We start from the raw sequence: 25,909 nt of genomic DNA, 5'->3' as shown, positions 1-25,909 counted from the left end.
CGCGGGGTCGCGGCCGGGTTAACGCCGTGGCACGGAGCGGGTGCGCCCGCTGCCATCGATGGCCACGAACACGAAGGCCGCTTCGGTGACCTTGCGCCATTCGCTGGTCAGCGGATCGTCGCTCCACACCTCGACCATCATCCGCATCGAGCTGCGGCCGATTTCTTCGGTGTGGGTATAAAAGGACAACTGCGCGCCGACGGCGACCGGGACCAGGAACGCCATGCGGTCGATGGACACCGTGGCCACCCGGCCACCGGCGACTTTGCTGGCCATGGCGGTGCCGGCCAGGTCCATCTGGCTGACCAGCCAGCCACCGTAGATATCGCCGAAGCCATTGGCTTCACGCGGGAGCGCGGTGATTTGCAGGGCGAGATCGCCTTGCGGGATAGGATCTTCTTGTTCGAGTTCGATCATGCCGGGGTGCCTCTGACCCGTAACGCTACGTTGGTACTGCAGGTGAATAGCCGTCTTCAAGAAAAACGATTCAGCCCGAACATACTACGTTCGTTACGTTTCTCGTAAGCCGCACTAAGGGAAACTCTGCGAAAGCGGCTGGTTCGGCCAACGGCGTTTTCGCACAATACCCCTCTAGCCTGCGGGTTTTACCCGGCGCAGGGCACGAGTATATCGGTCGGTAGACCGCGAGACGACCTCCCGGTTCTCATTTTTGCCGACGAATGCGCCGATCCATGTGCTTTTACGAACAATTTGCTATCGTGCCAGACCTGCCCCCAGCCTGAGTCGAGCCTTGCGTGGCTCACAGACGTGCCCAATAAGAGAAGCCCATGACCACCGCGTCCACCCCCATTGCGCAATCTGCGCGCCCGTTGACCCGCAATGACTACAAGACTTTATCGCTGTCTGCCCTGGGCGGCGCGCTGGAGTTCTACGACTTTATCATTTTCGTGTTTTTTGCCGCAGTGGTCGGCAAGCTGTTTTTCCCGGCGGACATGCCCGAATGGCTGCGTTTGATGCAGACCTTCGGAATTTTCGCCGCTGGCTACCTGGCGCGGCCGCTGGGCGGCATCGTGATGGCGCACTTCGGCGACCTGCTGGGCCGCAAGAAGATGTTCACCCTGAGCATTTTCCTGATGGCGGTGCCGACCCTGATCATGGGCCTGCTGCCGACCTATGCGCAGATCGGCATCTGGGCGCCGATCCTGCTGTTGCTGATGCGGGTGATCCAGGGCGCGGCCATCGGCGGTGAAGTGCCGGGGGCCTGGGTGTTCGTCGCCGAACACGTGCCGGAGAGCAAGATCGGCTTCGCCTGTGGCACCCTGACCTCGGGCCTGACCGCCGGGATCCTCCTGGGTTCGCTGGTGGCGACCCTGATCAACAGCCTTTATACCCCGGTGGAAGTGGCGGATTACGCCTGGCGGATTCCGTTCCTGCTGGGCGGTGTGTTCGGCCTGTTCTCGGTGTACCTGCGCCGCTGGCTGCACGAAACCCCGGTATTCGCCGAGTTGCAGAAGCGCAAGGCCTTGTCCGACGGCATCCCGCTGGGCGCGGTGTTGCGTGATCACCGTGGTGCGATCCTGATCTCGATGCTGTTGACCTGGGTGCTGTCCGCGGGTGTGGTGGTAGTGATCCTGATGACCCCGACCGTGCTGCAAACGGCCTTTCACTTCGCCCCGACGGTGTCGCTGGAAGCCAACAGCCTGGCGACGATCTGCCTGACCCTGGGTTGCATCCTTTCCGGTGCGCTGGCTGACCGTTTTGGTGCCGGGCGGGTCTTCGTGTTCGGCAGCCTGGCGTTGATGGTGACGTTCTGGACCTTCTATAGCACGGTGCCGACCCACCCCGAGTGGTTGTTCCCGCTGTATGCCCTGAGCGGCCTGTTCGTCGGCACCATCGGCGCGACGCCCTACGTGATGGTCAAGGCGTTCCCGGCGGTGGTGCGGTTCAGCGGTCTGTCGTTCTCCTACAACCTGGCCTACGCGATTTTCGGCGGCCTGACGCCCATGATCGTGACCTTGCTGCTCAAGGAAAGCCCGATGGGCCCGGCTTATTATGTGGCGATCATTTGCAGCATCGGCGTGCTGGTGGGTGGCTATCTGTGGGCGAAGGGGCGCTGAGTCGCGGTTAAAAGCGCACTTCAGTCTTCTCGCCAGCGACTGATTCGACTCGCAACCCCTGGGCAAGCAGTTGCTCGCGCGAGAAGTCTTTGAGTTCTTCAAGTACGAAGTCGGTACAGCACAAAGTGAAGGGCAGCGTGAACAGTTGCTCCAGCAATCCGGCATTTCTGAAGTCGATCCAGATATTTGTATCACTGATATAGATGAGGCTCATGGGCTCTCCAGCGGGCCCAGGAAGTTGGGGTCCAGGCTGCTCACCGGCTGGCGCAGGAGCTCACCCGCGCGAGACTTGCTGATCAGGCCCTCTGCCAATCCTCGGAATACCAGCGACTCGAAACGCTGGGGAGGCTTGCAGGGCAGGGGTTCGGGTTCGGACTTGCGCCAGCCATTGGCACTGAACTGAATGGTGAGGGTCTTGTAGCCGCTTTCACTGAGCAGATTCAGGTCTTTCAGTCGGCGCAGCGCCGCTTGCATCGATAGCCCGTAGTGACGTTTGGCAATCAGCAACTCGCGAGGATGGACCCTGGAGCGAGGGTGGCTGCCAAAGTCGCCGGTGACGCATTTGGCCGGGTAGAGGAAGGCGCCGGCAAAACGATGACAGCAGTTTTCCTTGTCCTGTTCGGGCATGTTGGCGGGTAAGCGCATGACCCAGTGCCCAAGCTCATGGGCGGCGGTGAATCGAATGCGCTCGCCGGGTCGCTCGGTATTCAGCGCAATCAGCACATGATGGCCGTCATCGGTGGCGGCACACGCCCCATCAAAATCATCCGATCCCGACAGCATGGCCACCTTGATACCGTGCTCTTCCAACTGTTCGGTCAGGTGGAAGATGGGATCGCCGCCAAGCCCCCAGAACTCACGCAGCACCTGGGCAGCTTGCTCCGCCTCTTCCAGTGAACCGACATCGATCATCCCGGCGGGCGTCGCGGCCGTCAGAATTTCTCGTGGGTCAAAGCACTCTTCCAGCGCGATATAGCGCTCTAGGTACTCGCGCATCTGCTCTTCTATCTGGACCTGGCGGTATTTGGGCATTTTCGCCAACTTGCGGAATTCCAGAGGGGCCAGTGGGATGGCATCCGCGCGGAAGAAATACTCGGGGCTCACCTCCAGGATTTCTGCCATGTGCAGCAGGCGCGTGGAGTTTGGGGTACTCAATCCCTTCTCGTATTTGCTGAGCGCTTGCTTGCTGATGTCACCCAACTGGAGGGCCAAAGCCTCCAGAGACATGCCGCGCAGCAAACGAGCACGGCGGATTCGGTCGTTGATCATAAAATCCTCTCGGGTTGACAAAATTGTATTTTATGTCTGTTTTGTCAACCCATCGAGCATTTCAAAATGTATTTGCTGGCAGTGAGGCGTCATGCGGGAGTCGAGCCTCTATATATAAGGAAGAGGATTTCAAATTGTTTCAAAGTCGACACGTCTGGCGTCTCGAGAAGGGGGCCGCAGTCCAGCAGGGGCGGGCTTTTGCCCGCTTTTGCGTTCAAAAGCCTTTGTTTTCCGCATGATGGCCATTCATCTAACTGTCATATACCAGTCATAGAGTGTTCATACGGCCTAAAGATACTGGCCCCGATCTGATAAACCCTCTCTGCTAGGAGCAAGGCATGAAACTGAAGCGTTTGATGGCGGCAATGACTTTTGTCGCTGCTGGCGTTGCAACTGCCCACGCGGTCGCCGCTGGTGTGGACCCATCCATTCCGTCTTATACAAAGGTCACGGGTGTATCGGGCAACCTGTCCAGCGTTGGTTCCGACACCCTGGCGAACCTCATGACCCTGTGGGCCGAGGGCTACAAGAAAGAATATCCGAACGTGAACATTCAGATTCAGGCCGCCGGTTCCGCTACCGCGCCGCCCGCCCTGACTGAAGGCACTTCGAACCTGGGCCCGATGAGCCGCAAGATGAAGGACACCGAACTGGCTGCCTTCGAGCAGAAGTACGGCTACAAGCCGACCGCTATCCCGGTCGCTGTGGATGCCCTGGCCGTGTTCGTGCACAAGGACAACCCGATCAAGCACCTGACCATGGAACAAGTCGACGCGATCTTCTCCTCGACTCGTCTGTGCGGCGCCAAAGCCGAAGTCAAAACCTGGGGTGACCTGGGCGTGACCGGCGACCTGGCCAACAAGCCAGTGCAACTGTTCGGCCGCAACTCGGTTTCCGGCACCTACGGCTACTTCAAGGAAGAAGCCCTGTGCAAAGGCGACTACAAGCCTAACGTGAACGAACAACCGGGTTCGGCTTCCGTTGTGCAGTCCATCAGCTCCTCCCTGAACGGCATCGGCTACTCGGGTATCGGCTACAAGACCGCCAGCGTGAAAACCGTTGCCCTGTCGAAGAAAGGCAGCACCGAGTTCATCGAAGACAGCGAAGAAAACGCCCTGAACGGCAAATACCCGCTGTCGCGTTTCCTCTACGTTTACGTCAACAAAGCGCCGGGCAAGCCTCTGGCTCCGCTGGAAGCCGAGTTCGTGAAACTGGTTCTGTCGAAGCAGGGTCAGGAAGTGGTTGTGAAAGACGGCTACATCCCACTGCCAGCCAAAGTTGCCGCCAAGGCACTGGCTGACCTGGGCCTGGGCGAAGGTAACGTCGCCAAGCAGTAAGCCTTCGGCCGGGACGCCAGTCCCGGCAGCTACACGAGGCGCGGTTTGATCCCCATCGACCGCGCCCCTCATTCCGAAACCGCTGCCAGCCACGCTGGGCGGCGGCTTCCGTGCGTCACTGTATTGTCATCTTTCTGTCATATAGGATCGCTAGGGTGTGCGCATGAACGATCTGGCCAATTCCACCATGACTACGACTTCTCCCCCCAAGCGTATTGATTTCAATACGCCTGAGCTGCAACGCAAGCGCCGTATTCGCGCGCTGAAAGATCGCCTGACCCGTTGGTATGTGTTCATTGGCGGCCTGGCCGTTCTCGGCGCGATCACCCTGATCTTCTTCTTTCTCGGTTATGTGGTCCTGCCCCTGTTCCAGGGCGCCTCGCTGACCGCCGAGAAAAGCATTACCCCCGCCTGGATCCAGGACGCCGGCAAACCCCTGATGATCTCCCTGGAAGAACAGAACCAGGTGGGCATGCGGGTTTCCGACAAGGGCCAGGTGCTGTTCTTTAATGTGCAGGACGCCACTGAGCTGTCGCGGGTCAACCTGCCGATTCCGGCCGGCACCACGGTTACCTCCATCAGCAAGGACCAGCCGGGCATTCCGCTGGTCATTGTCGGCCTGTCCAATGGCCAGGCGCTGGTGTTCCGTCACACCTATAAAGTGACCTACCCGGACGGCAAGAAAACCATTTCCCCGGCGGTCGAGTATCCCTATGGCGATACGCCGATCATCCTCGATGACCAGGGCCGTGCGCTTGAGCATGTGAACCTGAACGCCGCCGACACCACCTTGGTCGTGGCGGGCTCCACGGGCGCCCAACTGCATGTGCTGGCGCTGACCAAAGAAGAAAACATGATGACCGGCGAGGTCACCAGCGAGCAGAAGAGCATCGAGCTGCCGCAGATGACCGAGCCGGTCAAGGCGCTCTATATCGATCCGCGTCAGCAATGGCTGTACGTGATCAACGGGCGCGCCCAGGCGGATGTCTTCAGCCTGCGCGACAAGAGCCTGAACGGTCGCTATAAACTGCTGGAAAGCGCCGATGCCGAAGTGACCGCCAGTACGCAACTGGTGGGCGGTATCTCGCTGATCATCGGTGACTCCACCGGCGGCCTGGCCCAGTGGTTCATGGCCCGCGATCCCGATGGCGAGTTGCGCCTGAAAAATATCCGCGGCTTCCAGATGGGCACTGCACCTATCGTCGAGATCACCGCTGAAGAGCGTCGCAAGGGCTTTGTCGCCCTGGACGCTTCCGGCAAGCTCGGCGTGTTCCACAGCACCGCGCACCGTACCCTGCTGGTCAATCAGGTGGTCGATGGCCAGGGGGTGTTCGGCCTGTCGCCACGGGCCAACCGGGTGATCGTCGAGCAGGGTGGCAAGATCCAGCCGCTGGTGCTCGACAACCCGCACCCGGAAGTTTCCTGGAGCGCGCTGTGGAGCAAGGTCTGGTACGAGAACTACGACGAGCCCAAGTACGTCTGGCAATCGACCGCCGCCAACACTGACTTCGAACCCAAGCTGAGCCTGTCGCCACTGACCTTCGGTACCCTGAAGGCGGCGTTCTACGCCATGCTCCTGGCTGCACCGCTGGCTGTCGCCGCTGCCATCTACACCGCCTACTTCATGGCCCCGGGCATGCGCCGCAAGGTCAAGCCGGTGATCGAGTTGATGGAAGCGATGCCGACGGTGATCCTCGGCTTCTTTGCCGGCCTGTTCCTGGCGCCATATGTCGAAGGGCATCTGCCGGGGATCTTCAGCCTGCTGATGTTGCTGCCGATCGGCATCCTGGTGGCCGGTTTCGGCTGGAGCCGCCTGCCGGAATCCATCCGCCTGCGGGTGCCGGACGGTTGGGAAAGCGCGATCCTGATCCCGGTGATCCTCTTCGTCTGCTGGCTCTCGCTGTTCATGAGCCCGCACCTGGAGACCTGGTTCTTCGGCGGCGACATGCGCATGTGGATCTCCCACGACCTGGGCATCACCTACGACCAGCGCAACGCCCTGGTGGTGGGCCTGGCCATGGGCTTCGCGGTGATCCCGAACATCTACTCGATCGCCGAAGACGCCGTGTTCAGCGTGCCTCGCGGCCTGACCCTGGGCTCGCTGGCCTTGGGTGCCACGCCGTGGCAGACCATGACGCGGGTGGTGATCCTCACTGCCAGCCCGGGCATCTTCTCGGCGTTGATGATCGGCATGGGCCGTGCCGTCGGTGAAACCATGATCGTGCTGATGGCCACCGGCAACACCCCGGTGATGGAGATGAACCTGTTCGAAGGCCTGCGCACCCTGGCGGCCAACGTCGCGGTCGAGATGCCCGAGTCGGAAGTGGGTGGTAGTCACTACCGCGTGCTGTTCCTCTCGGCGCTGGTGCTGCTGCTGTTCACGTTCATCATGAACACCCTCGCGGAGCTGATTCGTCAGCGTCTGCGCAAGAAATACTCGTCGCTTTAAGAAAGGTAGAAGTCTGTGAAACAGAACTCCCTGAACAGTTGGTTCAAGAGCGGCGCCCCCGGTGTCTGGATCAGCGGTGGTGCCGTCTCCATCGCGGTCATCATGACCATCGGCCTGCTGGCCGTGATTGCTGTGCGCGGCCTGGGCCACTTCTGGCCAGCCGACCTGGTGCATGCTCAATACAATGTGCCAGGCCAGGCTAATCAGGTCGTGGTCGGCGAAGTGGTGCAGAAGGAAGAAGTCCCCCGCGAGCGTCTGAAAACGGCCGGCTTGCCGGTACCGGAGCAGGGCCCGGAGTTCATGACCCGGGAGCTGATCAAGGTCGGTAACCGCGACCTCAACGGCAACGACTTCACCTGGATCGTCGGCGAGTGGTTGCAGGACCAGACCTACCCGGCCGAACTGATGACCATCGAGCGTCGCGAGTGGGGCAACTTCTACGGCACCCTGGTCAACGTCAAGGAAAGCGGTAAGGTGATCGCCGAAGGCGAAGCCGCCTGGCCCGAGCTGCAGGCCCGTGTCCAGCGCGTGAACGGCTTGGCGGCGCAGATCAAGACGCTCGAGAAGAGCGACATCGGTGCCATCAACGCCGGCCTCGAGCGCATTCGCCTGCACAGCCGCAAGCTGGAATTGGAGGGCAAGCTCGACGCCACCGCCCAGGCCGACATGGCCGCCGAGCGTGCCGAACTGAATGCCCGCTACCAGGGAATCGAAGCCAGCCTGAGCGATCTGCACACCCAGTTCAACCGCGACAGCCTGACGGCCCGCGATGCCAACGGCAAGGAACTGGAAATCAGCATCGGTAAAGTGGTGCACGCCTATCAGCCGAACGCCATGGGCAAGCTGACCAAGCTGGGTTTCTATTTCAGCAAGGTCTGGGAATTCCTCAGCGACGACCCGCGTGAAGCCAACACCGAAGGCGGGATCTTCCCGGCGATCTTCGGCACCGTGATGATGACCCTGATCATGGCGATGATCGTGACCCCGTTCGGCGTGCTGGCGGCGGTCTACCTGCGTGAATACGCCAAGCAGAACCTGCTGACCCGGATCATCCGGATCGCGGTGAACAACCTGGCCGGTGTCCCGGCGATCGTCTACGGCGTATTCGGCCTGGGCTTCTTCGTCTATGTACTGGGTGGTTCGCTGGACCGGCTGTTCTTCCCCGAGGCCTTGCCGGCACCGACCTTCGGTACCCCGGGTCTGCTCTGGGCGTCCCTGACCCTGGCGCTGCTGGCGGTACCGGTGGTGATCGTGGCGACCGAGGAAGGCCTGGCGCGGATTCCCCGTACCGTGCGCGAAGGCTCGTTGGCCCTGGGCGCGACCAAGGCCGAGACCTTGTGGAAGATCGTCCTGCCGATGGCCAGTCCAGCCATGATGACCGGCATGATCCTCGCCGTGGCCCGTGCCGCCGGCGAAGTGGCACCGCTGATGCTGGTGGGTGTGGTGAAACTGGCGCCGTCGCTGCCGCTGGACGGCAACTACCCGTACCTGCACCTGGATCAGAAGATCATGCACCTGGGCTTCCATATCTATGACGTCGGCTTCCAGAGCCCGAACGTCGAGGCCGCTCGTCCGCTGGTCTACGCTACGGCGTTGCTGCTGGTGCTGGTGATCGCGACGTTGAACCTGTCGGCTGTATGGATCCGGAACCACCTGCGCGAGAAGTACAAGGCGTTGGATAGCTAAAGCGATTAGCCTCAAGCGGCAAGCTACAAGCCGCTTTGCTTAAAACTTGCGGCTTGCAGCTAGAAGCTTGCAGCTACGAACGGAGTGAGACTATGCAACATGAAACCCAAACCCACGGCATCAACATGTCCGCCCTGGGCCGTAGCAAGCAGAGCCTGGACCTGGCGAGTGAAACCGTTGCCATCGAAGTCCCGAAACTGAGCCTCTACTACGGCGAGAAGCAGGCGCTGTTCGACGTCAGCATGAACATCCCCAAGCAGCGCGTGACGGCCTTCATCGGCCCGTCCGGTTGCGGCAAGTCGACGTTGCTGCGCACCTTCAACCGCATGAACGACCTGGTGGACGGTTGCCGCGTAGACGGTGAAATCAACCTCTACGGCAACAACATCTACCGCAAGGGCGAAGACGTCGCCGAGCTGCGCCGCAAGGTCGGCATGGTGTTCCAGAAGCCCAACCCGTTCCCCAAGACCATCTACGAAAACGTGGTCTATGGCCTGCGTATCCAAGGCATCAACAAGAAGCGTATTCTCGATGAAGCCGTGGAATGGGCCCTCAAGGGCGCGGCGCTGTGGGAAGAGGTCAAGGATCGCCTGCACGACTCGGCCCTGGGCCTGTCCGGCGGTCAGCAACAGCGTCTGGTGATCGCCCGGACCATCGCGGTGGAGCCGGAAGTGTTGCTGCTCGACGAACCGTGTTCGGCACTCGATCCGATTTCGACCCTCAAGGTCGAAGAACTGATCTACGAGCTGAAATCTAAATTCACTATTGTGATCGTCACCCACAACATGCAACAGGCGGCCCGGGTTTCCGATTACACCGCTTTCATGTACATGGGCAAGCTGGTGGAGTTCGGTGACACCGACACCCTCTTCACCAACCCGGCGAAGAAACAGACCGAAGACTACATCACCGGCCGTTATGGTTAAGGGCAGCTGCGAGCGACAAGCTTCAAGCGGCAAGAAAAAAACGGTGTGGCACTGAAATCAACACATAACTGCTTGAAGCTTGCGGCTTGAAGCTTGCAACTTTCGCGGAGCGAACCCCAATGATTGATAAAGACGGTCTTACCCATCACATTTCCGCGCAGTTCAACGCGGAACTGGAAGAAGTACGCAGCCACCTCCTGGCCATGGGCGGTTTGGTTGAGAAGCAGGTCAACGACGCGGTGACCGCGTTGATCGAAGCCGACTCGGGCCTGGCCCAGCAAGTGCGGGACATCGACGACCAGATCAACCAGATGGAGCGCAATATCGACGAGGAGTGCCTGCGTATTCTGGCCCGTCGTCAGCCGGCGGCCTCCGACCTGCGCCTGATCATCAGCATCTCCAAGTCGGTGATCGACCTGGAGCGCATCGGTGACGAAGCGACCAAGATCGCCCGTCGTGCCATCCAGCTGTGCGAGGAGGGCGAGGCGCCGCGAGGTTACGTCGAAGTGCGGCATATCGGCGACCAGGTGCGCAACATGGTCCGTGACTCGCTGGATGCCTTTGCCCGCTTCGACGCCGAACTGGCGTTGTCGGTGGCACAGTACGACAAGATCATCGACCGCGAATACAAGACCGCCCTGCGCGAGCTGGCGACCTACATGATGGAAGATCCGCGTTCGATCAGCCGCGTGTTGAGCATCATCTGGGTGCTGCGTTCCCTGGAGCGGATCGGCGATCATGCACGCAACATCTCCGAACTGGTGATCTACCTGGTGCGTGGCACCGATGTTCGTCACATGGGCCTCAAGCGCATGCGCCAGGAAGTTGAGGGCACCTTGTCCGAAACCGCTAATGTTCCCGGTGAAGCTGACGATAAGTAAGATTGCCTGAGAGAAACGCCCGGCCTAAGGTCGGGCGTTTTTGTTTGTGGTCTACGAATTTACGCGCACCCCGCGAGCGAAAAGTCCCGGTGTGACCAATCGCTGTTGGCAAATAGCCATTAGTCAGTATGCTAGCCGGGATTTTCAGAGGAATGGTCAATGAGTAAAATCAGTGTGTTGGTGGTGGATGACGCGTCGTTCATCCGCGATCTGGTGAAGAAGTGCCTGCGAAACTACTTCCCGGGCATCCGGATCGAAGACGCTGTCAACGGTCGCAAGGCCCAGGCGCTGCTGGCCCGCGAAGCATTCGACCTGGTGCTGTGCGACTGGGAAATGCCGGAAATGTCCGGTCTTGAGTTGCTGACCTGGTGCCGCCAGCAGGACAACCTCAAGACGATGCCGTTTGTCATGGTGACCAGCCGCGGCGACAAGGAAAACGTGGTTCAGGCGATCCAGGCCGGCGTGTCCGGCTATGTCAGCAAGCCTTTTACCAACGAACAGCTGCTGACCAAGGTCAAGCAGGCGCTGCACAAGGTCGGCAAGCTCGAGACCTTGATGAACAGTGCGCCGACCAAGGCGAACTCGGCGTTTGGCAACGACTCCCTGAGCGCCCTGACCGGTGGCCGTGCCGAAGTGGTCAGCCCGGCTGCTGCGCAGGCCCCTGCGGCGGCGCCGTCCAAAGGCCTGCTCAACAGCCCGCCCGTGCGTCCGACCACTGCGGCCTCGCCCGCGGCCAGCGGCGTTTCGGGTGGTCGCGGCCAGGGCCAGTTGCGCCTGTCCAGCGGCACCCAGCAGTGCGTGATCAAGGCGCTGAGCATCAAGGAAGCCTTGCTGGTCGTGCGCCGTACCGAGGTGCTGCCGCAGGTGCTGGAAAACGCCGTGCTCGACCTGGAGCAGGGCGACAACGCCGAGATCGCCCGTTTGAACGGCTATCTGCATGCCATCGTCGCCCATGAGCCGAAGCCGGACAGCGAATGGCTGCAACTGACTTTCCGCTTTGTCGACCAGGACGCGCAGAAGCTCGACTACATCTCCCGCCTGATCGCCCGCGGCACCGCCCAGAAGCACTTCGTTCCCGGGGCTTGATGCCCGCCTGACGGCGTGGTGGCCTTGCACACCGCGCCGTTTGCCTGACTCCCTTCCTGCATCGCCTCCGGCTTGCGCAAAACCTTTCGTCCGAATCCCTTCGCTCAGGTTGTTTTATATCTGTTTGGATATAAGCTGTTTTTTGAGCGGCGCGGCGACGACCCTTCAGCCAAGCTTTGAAACAACCTCGTGCCACGGATGTCTCGCTCGCTGATTACGCGATAGGAGCAAAGCCATGACAAACCCCATCAAGACCGAACGTTTCGCCTCTGTCTGGGATGCCCTTGAGGACACCCCGCGGGAAGCGGCCAACATGCGCCTGCGATCCAAACTGATGATGGAGCTGGTCTGCCGGGTCAACGCCTGGGAGCTGTCCCAGAAGGATGCGGCCAAGCGCCTGGGGATCACCCAACCGCGGTTGAACGATCTACTGAACGGCAAGATCGACAAGTTCTCCCTGGATGCGCTGGTGAACCTGTCGACGCCGGTCCAGTTGGATGTCGACCTGTGTTTTGGCCCGGGTGCCATCCTGCCGGTGTGATTCACACAAATGCCCTGGCCACCTGCTAGTCTGGTCGCCATGTTTTATTCGGCGACCCTCGTTTATGTTCCTGCGCCTGCTGTTTTCCTGTGGTCTGTTGATGGCCGCCACCTCGGCTGCGGCCATGACGATCTACAAGTACACCGATGCCAATGGGGTGGTCTCCTACAGTGACCGCCCGGCGCCGGGTGCCCAGGTGTTTGTGTTTCGCGATCGGATGGTTGAACACCTGGAGCGTCAGGTGCGCCTGGATATCCGTAAGCAGAAGGGCGCTGATGAGGTCTACGTGCGCAACGACCTGTATGCCCCGGTTGAGATCGAACTCGGTTTCGGCGCCCTGCAGAACGTCAGTGGCGCGCCACAGTCGATCCGCAAGGTCCTGCCGGCTCGCAGCAACCAGCGCCTGGCGTTGCTCACGGCAACCAGGGCCGGCGAGCCGATGCGCTACACCCCCAAGTTCCAGTATTTCCTCGGCGACCCTTCCGGGCAGGCACAGGGCTATCGCTATCCCTTTCCCTGGCGCGGCGGGCCGTTCCGCCTGACCCAGGGTCCGAACGGGCAGTACAGCCATTTCGGTGCCAAGAGCCGTTACGCGATGGACATCGCCATGCCGGTGGGCACGCCGATCATCGCGGCGCGGGGCGGGGTGGTGATCAAGACCGAGAATGACCAGAGCGGCGGCGGCAAGAACCCTTCAGGCAACTTCGTGCGGGTGTTGCACGACGACGGCACCATGGGCGTGTACCTGCACCTCAAGCAAGGTTCGGTGAGCGTACGCGAAGGCCAGCGGGTGGAAGTGGGCAGCCCGCTGGCGCTGTCGGGCAACACCGGCAACACCACCGGGCCGCACCTGCACTTCGTGGTGCAGCGCAATACCGGGATGGGGCTGGTGTCGATTCCCTATCAGTTCAGCCAGCCGCTGGAAGCGTTACCCAATTTTGCCCTGAGGGGGAAATAACCCCGCTCAGTCGATCTTGAGGACCTTGGCCAGGATGATCTTCGGCCCTTTCATCTTCTTGATGATGATGCGCAGGCCTTCGACCTCCAGCACTTCTTCCTCTTCCGGCACCCGCTTCAGGCTGTCATAGACCAGCCCGGCCAGGGTTTCCGCTTCGATATGGTCCAGGTCGACGCCCAGCAGGCGTTCGACCTTGAACAACGGCGTATCGCCGCGGACCAGCAACTTGCCCGGCTGATAAGCGAGGATGCCGCGCTCGGTCTTGCGGTGCTCGTCCTGGATATCGCCCACCAGCACTTCCAGCACGTCTTCCATGGTCAGGTAGCCGATCACCTTGCCATCGGCTTCTTCCACCAGGGCGAAATGCGAGCCGCCCTGGCGGAACTGTTCCAGCAGGCGCGACAGCGGCATGTGTCGCGACACCCGCTCCAGCGGCCGGGTCAGTTCCGCGAGGTTGAACGACTCGGGAATGTGGTCAAGGTCCGCCAGTTCCAGCAGCAGGTCCTTGATGTGCAAGAGGCCGACGAACACGTTGCGTTCGGCGTCGTACACCGGATAACGGCTGAACTTGTGGCGACGGAACAGTGCGAGGATTTCCTTGAGCGGCGCATTGCAGTCCAGGGTCACCAGGTCTTCGCGGGAGTTGGCCCAGTCGACTACTTCCAGCTCGCCCATTTCCACCGCCGAGGCCAATACCCGCATGCCTTGGTCACTGGGGTCCTGGCCACGGCTGGAGTGCAGGATCAGCTTGAGTTCTTCGCGGCTGTAATGGTGCTCGTGATGCGGGCCGGGTTCACCCTGGCCGGCGATCCGCAGGATGGCGTTGGCGCTGGCGTTGAGCAGGTAAATGGCCGGGTACATGGCCCAGTAGAACAGGTACAGCGGCACCGCCGTCCACAGCGACAGCAGCTCGGGTTTGCGGATCGCCCAGGACTTGGGTGCCAACTCGCCGACCACGATGTGCAGGTAGGAAATGATGAAAAAGGCGGTAAAGAACGACACGCCCCTGATCACTTCGGCGGAGCTCACCCCGAGGGCGCCGAGCAGCGGCTCCATCAAGTGGGCGAAGGCCGGTTCGCCGACCCAGCCCAGGCCCAGGGAGGCCAGGGTGATACCCAACTGGCAGGCGGAGAGGTAGGCGTCCAGCTGGCTGTGGACGGTGCGCAGGATCTGTCCGCGCCAACCGTTCTGGTGGGCAATGGACTCGACCCGGGTCGAGCGCAGCTTGACCATGGCGAATTCAGCCGCAACGAAGAAGCCGTTGAGCAATACCAGGATCAGAGCGAAAAGAATCATGCCGAAATCGGCGAAGAGCGAAGCGAGGGTCAAGCTACTAGGGGAAGGGTCCATGATGGGGTTTTACGGGTTCCGTATTTCAATTTGAAGTAGGTGGATAGGCGCCTGAAAGGCAGGCACAAGTCATCCAATGTAGCGGCAGATGCGTCCGTTGCCTAGTGGCCTGGCCCGACGCTGTCCCGGCAAGGCCCTAGGCGGGCAGGTTGTTGGTGCTTGTGCGCGTCACCTGGACCGGAGCGAAATGGCAGGTAAACGTGCTGCCGTGGCCCAGTACGCTGCTGATTTCCAGGCGCGCGCGGTGGCGCAGGAGCACGTGCTTGACGATGGCCAGGCCCAACCCGGTGCCGCCGGTGTTGGAGTTGCGACTGGAGTCGACCCGGTAGAAACGTTCGGTGAGGCGCGGCAGGTGTTTGTTGTCGATGCCGATGCCCGAATCCTGCACGCTCAGGTGTGCGCCGTGCTCGTCGCCCCACCAGCGCACGCGGATATTGCCTTCGGCCGGGGTGTATTTGACGGCGTTGAACACCAGGTTGGAGAAGGCGCTGCGCAGTTCCGCCTCGCTGCCCTTGAGACGAATGGCGCCGTCGGCTTCCAGGGTAATGGTCTGGTTGCGTTGCCCGGACAGGGCCTGGGCGTCGTTCTTGATCGACTGCAACAGGCTGTCGATGCGCACCGGCTGGTTGTCCGAGGGGTAATCGGTGGCTTCCAGCTTGGCCAGCAACAGCAGGTCGTTGAGCAGGGTCTGCATGCGGCTGCCTTGCTGCTGCATCTGCTGCAGGGCACGGACCCAGCGCGGGTTCACCTCTTCGACGTTGTCGAGCAGGGTTTCCAGGTAGCCGCAGATTACCGTCAGCGGCGTGCGCAGTTCGTGGGAGACGTTGGCGACGAAGTCCTTGCGCATCTGTTCCAACTGATGGATACGGGTCACGTCGCGCACCAGCATCAGGTGCTCGTTGTTGCCGTAGCGCGTGATGTACAGCTGGATGCGCATCCGGTCATTGGTCGGCGAAGGGATTTCCAACGGTTCGGCGTAGCTTTCCTGCTCGAAGTATTCCTTGAAGCGCGGATGCCGCACCAGGTTGGTCACCGGTTGGCCGCTGTCCTGGGGGGTCTTGAGGCCCAGCAGGGTTTCGGCGGCGCGGTTCCACCATTCCAGGTTGCCGTCGCTGTCGAGCATGATCACCGCATCCTTGAGGGCAGCGGTGGACTCCTGGACCCGGTCGATCACGGCTTGCAGGCGACCGCGCACGCGCTGGTCGCGACGCTGCAGGTGATAGATGCTGTCGAACACATCGCCCCACAGGCCGTAGCCGTCCGGCGGTGCTTCTTCGGGTTTGTGCTGGCGCAGCCACTGGTGCAGGCGCAGCAGTTGCTTGAGGGTCCAGCCCAGGTAAAGCCCCAGGCCCACGGCCAGGCTCCAGCCGTAATAGCCGCTGGCCAGGCCTGCCACCAGGCAGCCGGTGACCAGCAACAACAGATGGCGGATCAGGGTGCCATGCCAGTTTTGATTCACTTCAACACGAGTCCTTGAGAGAGGCAGCTTTGAGCGGCAAGCTTCAAGCTGCAAGTTTGAAGCAGATCGGCTTGCAGCTTGTCGCTAGAAGCTCGCAGCTGTTCCTATCCTTTCGTCGAGAAACGATAGCCAGTGCCGCGCACGGTTTGTACCAGATTCTCGTAGGCATCGCCCAAGGCTTTGCGCAGGCGACGGATATGCACGTCGACGGTGCGCTCCTCGACATAGACATTGCCGCCCCAGACCTGGTCCAGCAACTGGCCACGGGTGTAGGCGCGTTCCTGGTGGGTCATGAAGAACTGCAACAGGCGGTATTCGGTGGGGCCCATTTCAGCGGGTTTGCCGTCGATGGTCACTCGGTGGCTGATGGGGTCGAGCAGCAGGCCGCCGACTTCGATGGGAGCTTCACCATCAGTCGGGCCGGCACGACGCAGCACGGCCTTGAGGCGCGCCACCAGTTCCCGTGGGGAAAACGGCTTGGTGATGTAGTCATCGGCGCCGACTTCAAGACCCTGGATCTTGTTGTCCTCTTCGCCCTTGGCGGTGAGCATGATGATCGGGATGTCGCCAGTCAGCTCGTCGCGCTTGAGGCGTCGGGCCAACTCGATACCCGAGGTGCCGGGCAGCATCCAGTCGAGCAGGATCAGGTCGGGTTTGCGATCAACGATGATCGCATGGGCCTGCTGGGAGTTTTCGGCTTCCAGGCAGTCATAGCCGGCCATTTCCAACGCCACGGCGATCATCTCGCGGATGGGCGCTTCGTCGTCGACGATCAGAATGCTCCTGCCAACCATAACTCTTCACCCTCTTGTCATTTAACTGTCTTGCGCCGCATTAGATAACGAAATTATTGCAGTCATGTGACAGCTTTTTTCGGCACGCCGCAAGGCTCACATTCATGGGCTACGCTGGGAGTTCGAAACCTACAACCACAAAAGGAAGGTTCTGATGACTCATTCTTCGTTTTCGTTGAAAGCCTTGATGGTCGCGGTGGCGCTAACGCTGCCAGCCCTGGCTTCGGCGGCCGAGCCGGCCATGATGAAAGACGGCAAGATGGTCGATGCCAAGGGCATGACGCTGTACACCTTTGACAAGGATGCCGGCGGCAAATCCATGTGCAACGACAAGTGCGCCGAGAACTGGCCGCCGATGATGGCCCCTGCGGGTGCCATGGCCGAAGGCAAATGGACGATGGTCAAGCGCGATGACGGCTCGATGCAGTGGGCGCATGACGGCAAGCCGATGTACACCTTCAAGATGGATGCCAAGCCTGGCGATGCCATGGGTGACGGCAAAGGCGGCATGTGGCACATGGCCAAGCACTGATGCACCATCCCTGTAGGAGCGAGCTTGCTCGCGATGAGGCCCTCAAGCCTTGCAGCGTCATTGAGGACGCCATCGCGAGCAAGCTCGCTCCTACAGGGGACCGCGTCGATCAGCACGTTATAGGTTCAGGTGTGTCGGATCAGCGCACCGCGTAATCCAGCACCACCCCCAGGAAAATCGCCAACCCCGCCCAATGGTTGTGCAGGAACATCTTGAAGCAGAGCTGCGGGTCCTTGTCCCGGGTGACCCAGAATTCCCAGACAAAACACAGTGCCGCTGCCAAAAGCCCGATATGGAACCAGCCCCCCAGCTCGAACCGCGCGCCCGCCAGCAGCAGGCAGCCGAGCATCAGGCCTTGCAGGGTCAGGATAATCACCCGATCGGCCTCGCCGAACAGAATGGCCGTGGATTTCACGCCGATCTTCAGGTCGTCCTCACGGTCGGTCATGGCGTAATAGGTGTCGAACGCCACCGTCCACATCAGGTTGGCGATATACAGCAACCAGGCCGCAGCGGGCAGGTTGCCGGTCTCGGCGGTGAACGCCATCAGGATGCCCCAGGAATACGCCGCACCCAGCACCACCTGTGGGTAATAGGTGTAGCGCTTCATGAACGGATAGCAGGCCGCGACCGCCAGGGCGCCAAAGGATAGCCACACCGTGCTGGCATTGGTGCACAGCACCAGCAGGAAACTGATCCCCATCAGCAGTGCAAACACCGCCAGGGCTTCCTTGCCGCTGATCCGACCGGCCGCCACGGGGCGTTGTTCGGTGCGTTTGACGTGGCCGTCGACCTTGCGGTCGGCGAAGTCGTTGATGGCGCAGCCGCCGGCGCGGGTCAGGATCACACCGAGGGTGAAGATCAGCAGGTTGCTCAGCGACGGCACGCCCTTGGCCGCGATCCACAACGCGCTCAGGGTCGGCCACAGCAGCAGGTAGATGCCGATGGGCTTGTCCATGCGGGTCAGTTGGATAAAGTCCCAGGCCCGTGGGTGCAGGCGGTTCAGGGATTTGAGCAGGTTCAGGTACATCAGCAGTTCTCCCCACAGGTACTGACGGCCTGCCACAGGCTCGGCAGGAAAATCTCTGCCACCAGCAGGCTCAGCGGCCCGCGATTGAAGCGTGAACGACGACCCCAGAGGTCATCGGCGCGGTGCTCCGGCGGCAGCCAGGGCGCGGGGTAATGGCAGACCTCGATGGCCTGGCGCTCGAACGCCTGGTCGCAGAACAGCAACTCACCCAGTGAGCGGCTGCCCAACTCGTCCATATTCAGGCCGCCGTCGCGCAAGGCGCTCTGCGCCGCGACACTGCGGGCAAACACCCAAGGCTGGCCGTGACCGCGCAAATACACTTCGCGCACCCAGCCCAGGCTTTCACCCGGCAACTCCAGCGCCGCGCACTCGTCGTCGCGCAGCGGTTGCCAGCCTTCGAACAGCGGCGTGACACTGAAAGCGTTATCGGAAAGTGCTGTAAGACGACGAGTAAGCGACCCTTCGTCAAATAACCAGTCGAGGGTTTGTGCGTCTGGCGAGGTGCTCAGCCGGCTCTGCGTGAGCCAGGTGGGAGACGCTGGAACGGGGGCTTTGTGCGGCACGATGGGCAGTTGATTGGCAGCCAGTGAGGCGCCGAGCTTATCACAGGCGGTCCGGCCGTTTAGAGCGTCCGGGTCATCCACGCTGTCGATCGTGCTTGCATCGGCGGGCTGTGATCAGTACAAAACGCCCTGAGCCGGACGGCAACGCTGCACCCATCGACTGTCCGTGCCGTAAAACGCCTGGGAACCGAGGAAGTAACGAGATGAAAAAGTGGCAATGTGTGGTCTGCGGGCTGATTTACGATGAAAAAGACGGTTGGCCGGATGATGGCATTGCACCGGGCACCCTCTGGCAGGACGTGCCTGAAGACTGGCTGTGCCCGGACTGCGGTGTCGGCAAAATGGATTTCGAAATGATCGAAATCGGCTGATTGATCAATTTTTAAACAAAATCAATGGATCTGGAGAAAGGAATGAGTGCACCTGTCGTGATCGTCGGTACCGGGCTTGCCGGTTACAACCTGGCCCGGGAGTTTCGCAAGCTCGACAGCGAAACCCCGCTGCTGCTGATCACCGCCGACGACGGGCGTTCCTACTCCAAGCCGATGCTGTCCACCGGCTTTGGCAAGAACAAGGACGCCGATGGCCTGAGCATGGCCGAGCCCGGGGCCATGGCCGAGCAGCTCAAGGCCGAGGTCCGCACTCACACCCGCATCAGCGGCATCGACCCGGGCCACAAGCGCCTGTGGATCGGCGAGGAAGCGGTGAACTACCGCGACCTGATCCTGGCCTGGGGCGCGGAAACCGTGCGGGTGCCGGTGGAAGGCGACGCCCCCGAGGCAATCTTCCCGATCAACGACCTGGAAGACTACGCGCGTTTCCGCGCGGCGGCGGCGGGCAAGCAGCGCGTCCTGCTGCTGGGCGCCGGGTTGATCGGCTGTGAATTCGCCAATGACCTGATCCTCGGTGGTTACCAGGTGGAACTGGTCGCGCCTTGCGAACAGGTCATGCCGACGCTGCTGCACCCGGCGGCCGCGACCGCTGTACAGGCCGGCCTGGAAAGCCTCGGGGCACGTTTCCACCTGGGCCCGGTGCTGAACCGCCTGCAACGCAGCGGCGAGCACCTGGAAGCCCATCTGTCGGATGGCACCACCCTGGCCTGCGATGTGGTGGTCTCGGCCATCGGCCTGCGCCCCCGTATCGATCTGGCGGCGGCGGCCGGCTTGCAGGTCAATCGTGGGGTGGTGGTCGACCGTCACCTGAAAACCTCCCACGCCAATATCTACGCCCTGGGCGACTGCGCCGAGGTCGATGGCCTGAACCTGCTGTACGTCATGCCACTGATGAGCTGCGCCCGGGCGTTGGCCCAGACCCTGGCCGGCAATGCGACTGCGGTGAGCTACGGCGCCATGCCGATCACCGTGAAAACGCCGGTGTGCCCGCTGGTGGTGTCGCCGCCGCCCCGTGGCAGCGAGGGCGTCTGGACCGTCGAAGGGCAGGGCGCCGACATCAAGGCCTTGTGCCGCGATACCGGCGGTCGGCTGCTGGGTTATGCCCTGACCGGCGCTGCGGTGATGGAAAAACTGGCGCTGAACAAAGAGCTTCCACCGCTGCTGGCGTAAATACCGGTCCTTCTGTCGTAAACACTGGGTTTTTGCCCCTACAAAGGTCGTAACGAGACTGGCGCGGTGCCCGGCCTCGTGCCATCCTCACTCCCGTCTGCCGCAGAGTAGAGCCTGCGGCGCCTTGGGCGCTGTTCTGGAAGAACAGCACGGACATAACAACAAAAAACCGTCAAAGAGGCTTCATCATGCGTAAACCAGAACTCGCCGCTGCAATTGCTGAAAAAGCGGACCTCACGAAAGAACAGGCCAACCGCGTGCTCAACGCCGTCCTCGAAGAAATCACCGGCGCGCTGCACCGCAAAGACAGCGTCACCCTGGTGGGTTTCGGCACCTTCCTGCAGCGTCATCGCGGTGCCCGTACCGGCAAGAACCCGCAAACGGGTGAGCCAGTGAAGATCAAGGCCAGCAATACCGTCGCCTTCAAGCCGGGCAAGTCGCTCAAAGATAGCGTCAACCCGTAAGCGTCAGGTAACACTCTCGGAGCAACGGGAGGGCTGTAGAAAAAATGGGCACGCCGATGGGATCGGGTGCCCTTTTTTTATGCCCGCGATTCAAGGTTTCGGGAGTGCTGCCAGGCACGCGGCGGCGGCATCCACCACCACTTCCAGCTGGCTTTCCTCGGTGTAGGAAAAGTTGCCGTATTGCGCCATGGCCCGGCAGGTCGAAAGCCGTTCCAGGGCTTCGCGGATGTTGTTGGCTGCCTTGAGTTCGGCTGCCTTGTCGATGAAAAACTGGGCGGACTCGTTGCGACTCTTCTGCAACTGCGCAATCAGCGTGTCCAATGCGCTCAATAAAGCGGTCAACGGCATTACCAGGGAACTCCTAAAGTATTGACGACCCACGCGCGGGGCAGGTTCGAGACCACACCCTGATAGCCGCCACCGGGGTAGCCGGCACCTTGCGGCGCCGCCGGCCCTTCGCTGATCCAGGTGCCCTTGGGCACGTTGAATTCCGATACCCGGGTGATCTTGACGCCCCAGTCATGACGGATCGCGAGGTCGGCGCGCAGTGTGTCTTCCGACGTGTATTTCTGATTGGTGAGCCAGGCGAATTTGCGCCCGGTGCGGTTATCGACGCCATGGTACTTGTAGTACGTCTCGTTGGTGGCGAGTTTACGGTTCTTGTACCCGCCACCGGTGAAGGTGTCGGCGATGTTCTTCGGCAGCGTCGGTCCAGGCGGGCCCTTGGCGGCACCGCCACTGCATTTGCTCAGGCCCAGCGGGTCGGCCCAGGTCAGCGGGTTCGGCGCATAGGCATACAGGTTGATACCGCCGGCCAGGCCGATCGGGTCGGGCGTGGTAAAGCGCCCGATATCCGGGTCGTAAAAGCGGAAGGTGTTGTAGTGCAGTCCGGTTTCGCGGTCCAGGTACTGGCCCTGGAAGCGCAGGTTCTGCTCTTCCAGGTAATACGGCTCGCGGGTTTCGCTGACGGTATTGCCCCAGATCCGGTAGCGGGCCTGCCAGACCACATGGCCGTCGCTTTCCGTCAGTTGCTCGGGCAAGCCGCTCTGGTCGTTGTGGTAATAGCGGATTTTCTGCAATGCGCCGCTGCCGTCGACCCGGGCCAGCGGTTCGTGGCCGTCGTCGGCGTAGAGGTAAAGGCTGCTCAGGCTGTGCCGGTGTTCTTGCAGCAGGCGCAGACCGTCCCAGGTGAAGCGGGTTTCGCCCAAGGGGTAACCATGGCTGTCGTGCTCGCTCTTGGCGATGCGCCGGCCCAGCGGGTCGTAGCGCATGCGCACCAGGGTTTCCCGTGCACCGTCCTGGTTGCGCACCCCGATCAAGCGGTGTTCGGCGTCATAGGTGAAACGCTGGACCCGATGACTGCCGCTGCGCTTCTCGATCATCCGGCCGAAGGCGTCGTAGCGGTAGCGCTTGTCCTGGTAGGTCAGCAGCTTGTTGTGCAGCACCCGACCGCCCTGGGGGCCGTCCAGCAGGTTGGCGGCGGCGTCGTAGGCGAAGGTCTCGTTCTGGCCCTGGACGTTGTCCTGGCTGGCGACGATGCGACCGCTGGCGTCGTGGTGCATCAGCTGTCGATGGGCGCCACCCGGCTGTTGCTCGAGGCGGCCGACCAGGTGATCGGCTGGGTCGTAGTCGAAGTGCTGTTGCGCCGGGGCGGGCAGCGCCGAGGGTTGGCTGTTCGGGCGGCGCAGGCGCGAACGCAGGCGTCCGGCGCGGTCGTATTCGCTGCGGGTGCCGAGCTGACCCTGGGTACGCAGCACCTCACGGTGCAGGCGGTCGCGCTCGAAATCGCTGATGACCCGACCGTCGAGATTGAGCTGGTGCAGATGGCCGCTGCCGTAATACAGCCGATTGAGCCAACGACCGTCCGGCAACTGTGTCTGGATCAGGTTGCCGAGTTCGTCGTAGTGATGCTGGAGGCTGCCCGCCGCGCTTTGCTCTTCGAGCAACTGGCCAAGGACGTCATAGGCGAAGCCGAGGCTCTGGGCGTTGCCGTCGGTATCGGTAAAGGTGACCGCCGTCAGTTGATCCAGCGCGTCGTAGCGGTACTCGGTGCGCCCGTCGTTGGTGACTTTTGCCGTCAGGCGCCCGACTGCATCGCGTTCCAGATGGTGGACAATCGGCGCGACCGGCGTTGCCGGCACCGAGGCCAGGCCGCTGCCATGGGGCGCGGGTAGAGCGTCGACGCGGGTGACATCGTTGCGGGCGTTGTAGGTGTAGCGGCGGGCGCTGCCGTCCAGGTCCTGCTGCTCGACCAGACGGTCGCCGGCATCCCAGGTGAATCGATAGTGTTCGCCGTTCTCGTTGGTCAGCGCCTGCAAGCGTCCATAGGCGTCGTAGCTGAACTGCACCTGCCGCCCGCTGGCGTCGACGCGCTGGCGCACCTGGCCGCGACGATCATAGCGGTAGACGGTGGTTTGGCCAGCCGGGTCGATGTAACCGATCAACTGGCCGTCGGCATTGCGCTGGTACTGGTGCGTACGGCCATCGGGCAAGTGGCTGTTCAGCAGACGGCCCTGGGGATCGTAGTCGTACTGGGTGCGTTCGCCCAGGGCATCCGTGATCGTGCGTAACAGGCCGCGCTCGTCGTAGCCCAGGCGTGTCGGGTAGCCGGAGCAGTCGACATGTTCGAGTAACTGGCCGAGGGGGCTCCAGCGCAGGGTTTTGCTTTTGCCGCTGGCGTCGATGATCTCGACGGTCTGGCCCTGGGCGTCGACGCGATAACGGGTGACGTGACCCAGCGGGTTGATTTCCTGGATGCAGTTGCCGCGGCTGTCGTAGCGAAACTGCCAGCTGTTGCCCGCCGCGTCGGTTTCCACCAGCGGCAGTGCCCAATGTTCCAGCCACAGGGTCGACTCGCTGCGGCCCAGCGGGTCCTGGGTGGCGCTGAGGTTACCGGCTTCGTCGTAGCTGAACGGGTACTGCCCGCCTTGGGGGTCGATGGCGCCGAGCAACTGGCGTTCGTCGTTCCACTGGAATTGCCAGGTCTGGTCGAGGGTGTCGGTGTATTCGGTGATCTGCTGTTGTAGGTTCCAACGCCGGATGCTGGTGCGCTTGAGATTGTCGGTGATGCGGGTGGTTCCGGCGTCCAGGTCGTAGTCGAAAGCGTACTCATCGCCCTCGTCGGTCCAGTGCCGCACCACCCGCCATTCACGGCCGTCGACCTGTGCCCACTGATAGAAACAACGCAGGCCAACGGACAATTGGTGTTCGACCAGGCGCTGGCCGTCGTCGTAGGTGAAGCGCCGTTGTACGTGGCCGGTGGCATCCAGGACTTGCGACAGGTCGCCGCGAATGTCGTAGGCGTAGCTGACCAGCAACTCGTTTGGGCTATCCGGGTATAGGCGCTCGATCCGGCTGACCCGGTTCGGCCATAGGTCGCTGTAGATCAGTTGTACTTGTACAAGGTCGAAGGTGTCGCGCAGGCACGCCAGTCGTCCCGATTCGTCATAGTCGAGATAGATCCGGTTGTCGTTGCGATCGCCCTGTTGCGTCAGGCGCAAATGGCCGGGCTCGCCCAAGGCTGCTTCGAAGAGCCGATAGACGCCGTCGTCGCTTTCGATCAATAACTGACCGTTGCCATGCCGACGCACGCTCAACCCTTCACCCGCACTGAACACCGCGCCGCCCAACGGGATCGAGCCCATGTCGATACGCCGGGCCTGTTCATCGGTGTAGATCAGGCGTTCGCCGCCCTCGGGGTGTGCTTCGATCTGTACGCGGACTTCATAGGGCACGCTCCAACCCGCGCCGAACAAGCCGTTGCGCCGCTCGTCGCGGCTGTTGTAGAAGCGCTGCCAGTCGATGGGCAGGATGCCGGGCAGGACAAAGTCCAGCTCGTCCTGGCCGCCGAGGACCTTGGCGCCGGTGGCGGCGTGTACCGGGTTTGGCGACCCGACGATGGCCTGGGTCAGCGCGCCCACGGCCTGGCTGACCACAAAGGAATTGACCCCGGCCAAGAGCATGCACGGCAGGTTGCTGAGGAACTTGCCCTTGCTGCCCTTGAGCATCATGAGTGCGGTGATGGCCAGGCCGACGCCGGGGGTCTTGCCGCTGCGGATCTCGCGTACCACCACCGAGCCGCCGCCGATGGTGACGTTGGGTGAGATCAAACCGGACGAAACGACGGTGGCGTCACAGGTGCTGCGGTCGCCACTGCGCACGGCGGGCTGACCGTTGATGCTGACCTTTTTTGAACCTTCGGCGAGAAACTGCTCTGGCATCGGCGAATGCTTGGTGCAATTCACCCGATCCAAGGGTTTGGGCACGGCGCCGGGGGCGGGAGTCGCGACTGTGGGGCGCCACATCTGGGCAAAGAAGCCCTTGGCGATATCCAGGTAACTGGCTTCCTGGGCTGGTTCTTCGCTGTCTGGCGTGCCGGCCGCTTCGACATGGGACGGTACGGCGCCGGCGGCGCGGGCGGCGGGAATCGAGTTGATCAGGGTGTCGGTGGAGCCGCTGAGAATGGTGGCCTGCACCGTGGGCGGAAAGAGGCCGTTGCCGATGTCCTCGCACAGCTTGCTCAGGCCCTTGTCGGCGCCGGTCTTGCTCATCGCCACGCCGACAATGACGCCGACCACGGCACCGAGCACGCAGGCCCCGAGCCCGCCGGTGGCGACCGTAATCCCGGTCGCGGCGACCACGGCGGCGGTCGCCAGTGCGCCGATGGCAACGTTGGCCGCGACCTCGAGCACGCCGCCGAGAATATCGGCCATCATCGAGGTATGGGACAACGCGTCACCCAGGCGGGCAGCCCAGAGCGCGTCAGACATGAAAGGTCATCAAGACAGGTGGTCCATCATCAGGTCAAGAGCGGCGCAAAGTATGAATGATCTGATGTTGGCGGGAAATTATTCCTACTGTGATTGCGGGGGTGGATCACAGTTGTCGAGCAAATAGCGGGCACACAATTCCATAAGCACCGCTCCCCCTTGTAGGAGCGAGCTT

23 protein-coding genes are annotated in these 25,909 nt (G+C 61.8%); 13 read left to right on the top strand and 10 right to left on the bottom strand.

Features of this window, described 5'->3' with window-relative positions:
* Positions 1–18: 18 nt before the first annotated feature.
* Positions 19–417 carry an acyl-CoA thioesterase gene (locus HX866_RS21060; protein ID WP_040071787.1) on the bottom strand — a complete coding sequence of 133 codons (399 nt, stop codon included), beginning with the start codon at positions 415–417 and terminating at the stop codon, positions 19–21.
* 371 nt (positions 418–788) lie between these two features.
* On the opposite strand from HX866_RS21060, the gene HX866_RS21055 reads away from it, so the two are divergent.
* Positions 789–2,078, top strand: coding sequence for an MFS transporter (locus HX866_RS21055; RefSeq protein ID WP_177101367.1), 1,290 nt, complete (start codon positions 789–791; stop codon positions 2,076–2,078).
* 7 nt (positions 2,079–2,085) lie between these two features.
* Here the strand turns inward: HX866_RS21055 and HX866_RS21050 are convergent, their stop codons facing one another.
* Together HX866_RS21050 and HX866_RS21045 are read right to left on the bottom strand one after the other, a co-directional pair.
* Entirely contained in the window at positions 2,086–2,292 is a 207-nt protein-coding gene (locus HX866_RS21050) for a hypothetical protein (protein WP_256344964.1), read from the bottom strand.
* Positions 2,289–3,347, bottom strand: a complete 1,059-nt coding sequence (locus HX866_RS21045) for a helix-turn-helix domain-containing protein (RefSeq protein ID WP_177140351.1) — start codon at positions 3,345–3,347, stop codon at positions 2,289–2,291. The genes HX866_RS21050 and HX866_RS21045 overlap by 4 nt, the downstream gene beginning before the upstream one ends.
* A gap of 338 nt (positions 3,348–3,685) precedes the next feature.
* Here HX866_RS21045 and HX866_RS21040 point away from each other — a divergent pair, with 338 nt between their 5' ends.
* From HX866_RS21040 to HX866_RS21005, 8 genes are all read left to right on the top strand, one after another.
* Positions 3,686–4,684: a phosphate ABC transporter substrate-binding protein PstS gene (locus tag HX866_RS21040; RefSeq protein ID WP_177093978.1), complete on the top strand. Its 999-nt coding sequence runs from the start codon at positions 3,686–3,688 to the stop codon at positions 4,682–4,684.
* Between the two features lie 415 nt (positions 4,685–5,099).
* Positions 5,100–7,133 (top strand): ABC transporter permease subunit, encoded by a 2,034-nt coding sequence (locus HX866_RS21035; RefSeq protein WP_177125605.1) that lies wholly within the window; start codon positions 5,100–5,102, stop codon positions 7,131–7,133.
* Positions 7,134–7,148: 15 nt separating this feature from the next.
* A complete protein-coding gene (gene pstA / locus HX866_RS21030) occupies positions 7,149–8,819 on the top strand; it encodes a phosphate ABC transporter permease PstA (RefSeq protein ID WP_177140350.1) in 1,671 nt (556 codons plus the stop codon).
* A 92-nt stretch (positions 8,820–8,911) separates the two neighbouring features.
* Positions 8,912–9,745, top strand: coding sequence for a phosphate ABC transporter ATP-binding protein PstB (gene pstB / locus HX866_RS21025; RefSeq protein ID WP_177093980.1), 834 nt, complete (start codon positions 8,912–8,914; stop codon positions 9,743–9,745).
* Positions 9,746–9,864: 119 nt separating this feature from the next.
* Positions 9,865–10,626, top strand: coding sequence for a phosphate signaling complex protein PhoU (gene phoU / locus HX866_RS21020; RefSeq protein ID WP_177093981.1), 762 nt, complete (start codon positions 9,865–9,867; stop codon positions 10,624–10,626).
* A 159-nt stretch (positions 10,627–10,785) separates the two neighbouring features.
* Positions 10,786–11,712: a response regulator gene (locus tag HX866_RS21015; protein ID WP_177093982.1), complete on the top strand. Its 927-nt coding sequence runs from the start codon at positions 10,786–10,788 to the stop codon at positions 11,710–11,712.
* Between the two features lie 235 nt (positions 11,713–11,947).
* A complete protein-coding gene (locus tag HX866_RS21010; protein WP_177101371.1) occupies positions 11,948–12,253 on the top strand; it encodes a helix-turn-helix domain-containing protein in 306 nt (101 codons plus the stop codon).
* Positions 12,254–12,317: 64 nt separating this feature from the next.
* On the top strand, positions 12,318–13,211 hold the full coding sequence (locus HX866_RS21005) for a peptidoglycan DD-metalloendopeptidase family protein (protein ID WP_177093984.1): 894 nt from the start codon (positions 12,318–12,320) through the stop codon (positions 13,209–13,211).
* A gap of 6 nt (positions 13,212–13,217) precedes the next feature.
* Here HX866_RS21005 and HX866_RS21000 read toward each other — a convergent pair whose 3' ends face one another.
* From HX866_RS21000 to phoB, 3 genes are all read right to left on the bottom strand, one after another.
* A complete protein-coding gene (locus HX866_RS21000; protein ID WP_177093985.1) occupies positions 13,218–14,561 on the bottom strand; it encodes a hemolysin family protein in 1,344 nt (447 codons plus the stop codon).
* Between the two features lie 136 nt (positions 14,562–14,697).
* On the bottom strand, positions 14,698–16,020 hold the full coding sequence (gene phoR / locus HX866_RS20995) for a phosphate regulon sensor histidine kinase PhoR (RefSeq protein ID WP_177093986.1): 1,323 nt from the start codon (positions 16,018–16,020) through the stop codon (positions 14,698–14,700).
* A gap of 104 nt (positions 16,021–16,124) precedes the next feature.
* Positions 16,125–16,814 carry a phosphate regulon transcriptional regulator PhoB gene (gene phoB, locus HX866_RS20990; protein ID WP_003176964.1) on the bottom strand — a complete coding sequence of 230 codons (690 nt, stop codon included), beginning with the start codon at positions 16,812–16,814 and terminating at the stop codon, positions 16,125–16,127.
* Positions 16,815–16,968: 154 nt separating this feature from the next.
* On the opposite strand from phoB, the gene HX866_RS20985 reads away from it, so the two are divergent.
* Entirely contained in the window at positions 16,969–17,346 is a 378-nt protein-coding gene (locus tag HX866_RS20985) for a COG4315 family predicted lipoprotein (protein ID WP_177093987.1), read from the top strand.
* Between the two features lie 139 nt (positions 17,347–17,485).
* On the opposite strand, the gene ubiA is transcribed toward HX866_RS20985, so the two are convergent.
* Both ubiA and HX866_RS20975 read right to left on the bottom strand, forming a co-directional pair.
* A complete protein-coding gene (gene ubiA / locus HX866_RS20980) occupies positions 17,486–18,376 on the bottom strand; it encodes a 4-hydroxybenzoate octaprenyltransferase (protein WP_177093988.1) in 891 nt (296 codons plus the stop codon).
* Entirely contained in the window at positions 18,376–18,939 is a 564-nt protein-coding gene (locus HX866_RS20975) for a chorismate--pyruvate lyase family protein (RefSeq protein WP_177094129.1), read from the bottom strand. The genes ubiA and HX866_RS20975 overlap by 1 nt, the downstream gene beginning before the upstream one ends.
* A 203-nt stretch (positions 18,940–19,142) precedes the next feature.
* On the opposite strand from HX866_RS20975, the gene HX866_RS20970 reads away from it, so the two are divergent.
* From HX866_RS20970 to HX866_RS20960, 3 genes are all read left to right on the top strand, one after another.
* On the top strand, positions 19,143–19,310 hold the full coding sequence (locus HX866_RS20970; protein ID WP_003213373.1) for a rubredoxin: 168 nt from the start codon (positions 19,143–19,145) through the stop codon (positions 19,308–19,310).
* A gap of 42 nt (positions 19,311–19,352) precedes the next feature.
* The gene (locus HX866_RS20965) at positions 19,353–20,501 is read left to right on the top strand and encodes an NAD(P)/FAD-dependent oxidoreductase (RefSeq protein ID WP_177093989.1); all 1,149 of its coding nucleotides are present in this window, start codon (positions 19,353–19,355) and stop codon (positions 20,499–20,501) included.
* Between the two features lie 188 nt (positions 20,502–20,689).
* A complete protein-coding gene (locus HX866_RS20960; protein ID WP_003213368.1) occupies positions 20,690–20,965 on the top strand; it encodes an HU family DNA-binding protein in 276 nt (91 codons plus the stop codon).
* Between the two features lie 90 nt (positions 20,966–21,055).
* On the opposite strand, the gene HX866_RS20955 is transcribed toward HX866_RS20960, so the two are convergent.
* Both HX866_RS20955 and HX866_RS20950 read right to left on the bottom strand, forming a co-directional pair.
* Positions 21,056–21,313, bottom strand: coding sequence for a hypothetical protein (locus HX866_RS20955; protein WP_177140349.1), 258 nt, complete (start codon positions 21,311–21,313; stop codon positions 21,056–21,058).
* Positions 21,313–25,734: an RHS repeat-associated core domain-containing protein gene (locus HX866_RS20950; protein ID WP_256344963.1), complete on the bottom strand. Its 4,422-nt coding sequence runs from the start codon at positions 25,732–25,734 to the stop codon at positions 21,313–21,315. The genes HX866_RS20955 and HX866_RS20950 overlap by 1 nt, the downstream gene beginning before the upstream one ends.
* Positions 25,735–25,909: the final 175 nt, after the last annotated feature.

The sequence above is a fragment of the Pseudomonas gingeri genome (assembly GCF_013386165.1).
GTDB classification, from domain to species: Bacteria; Pseudomonadota; Gammaproteobacteria; order Pseudomonadales; family Pseudomonadaceae; genus Aquipseudomonas; species Aquipseudomonas gingeri_C.
This window is presented reverse-complemented; position numbering and strand designations above follow the sequence as displayed.

Bases quoted from the DNA above. Each gene is read 5' to 3' on its own strand.
- HX866_RS20965 (WP_177093989.1), top strand. From the start codon at position 19,353: ATGAGTGCACCTGTCGTGATCGTCGGTACCGGGCTTGCCGGTTACAAC.
- HX866_RS20960 (WP_003213368.1), top strand. From the start codon at position 20,690: ATGCGTAAACCAGAACTCGCCGCTGCAATTGCTGAAAAAGCGGACCTC.
- phoU (WP_177093981.1), top strand. From the start codon at position 9,865: ATGATTGATAAAGACGGTCTTACCCATCACATTTCCGCGCAGTTCAAC.
- HX866_RS21050 (WP_256344964.1), bottom strand. From the start codon at position 2,292: ATGAGCCTCATCTATATCAGTGATACAAATATCTGGATCGACTTCAGA.
- HX866_RS21010 (WP_177101371.1), top strand. From the start codon at position 11,948: ATGACAAACCCCATCAAGACCGAACGTTTCGCCTCTGTCTGGGATGCC.
- ubiA (WP_177093988.1), bottom strand. From the start codon at position 18,376: ATGTACCTGAACCTGCTCAAATCCCTGAACCGCCTGCACCCACGGGCC.
- HX866_RS20950 (WP_256344963.1), bottom strand. From the start codon at position 25,734: ATGTCTGACGCGCTCTGGGCTGCCCGCCTGGGTGACGCGTTGTCCCAT.
- HX866_RS21060 (WP_040071787.1), bottom strand. From the start codon at position 417: ATGATCGAACTCGAACAAGAAGATCCTATCCCGCAAGGCGATCTCGCC.
- HX866_RS20985 (WP_177093987.1), top strand. From the start codon at position 16,969: ATGACTCATTCTTCGTTTTCGTTGAAAGCCTTGATGGTCGCGGTGGCG.
- HX866_RS21055 (WP_177101367.1), top strand. From the start codon at position 789: ATGACCACCGCGTCCACCCCCATTGCGCAATCTGCGCGCCCGTTGACC.
- HX866_RS21040 (WP_177093978.1), top strand. From the start codon at position 3,686: ATGAAACTGAAGCGTTTGATGGCGGCAATGACTTTTGTCGCTGCTGGC.
- HX866_RS21045 (WP_177140351.1), bottom strand. From the start codon at position 3,347: ATGATCAACGACCGAATCCGCCGTGCTCGTTTGCTGCGCGGCATGTCT.
- HX866_RS21015 (WP_177093982.1), top strand. From the start codon at position 10,786: ATGAGTAAAATCAGTGTGTTGGTGGTGGATGACGCGTCGTTCATCCGC.
- phoB (WP_003176964.1), bottom strand. From the start codon at position 16,814: ATGGTTGGCAGGAGCATTCTGATCGTCGACGACGAAGCGCCCATCCGC.
- HX866_RS20970 (WP_003213373.1), top strand. From the start codon at position 19,143: ATGAAAAAGTGGCAATGTGTGGTCTGCGGGCTGATTTACGATGAAAAA.
- HX866_RS20955 (WP_177140349.1), bottom strand. From the start codon at position 21,313: ATGCCGTTGACCGCTTTATTGAGCGCATTGGACACGCTGATTGCGCAG.
- HX866_RS21005 (WP_177093984.1), top strand. From the start codon at position 12,318: ATGTTCCTGCGCCTGCTGTTTTCCTGTGGTCTGTTGATGGCCGCCACC.
- pstB (WP_177093980.1), top strand. From the start codon at position 8,912: ATGCAACATGAAACCCAAACCCACGGCATCAACATGTCCGCCCTGGGC.
- HX866_RS21000 (WP_177093985.1), bottom strand. From the start codon at position 14,561: ATGGACCCTTCCCCTAGTAGCTTGACCCTCGCTTCGCTCTTCGCCGAT.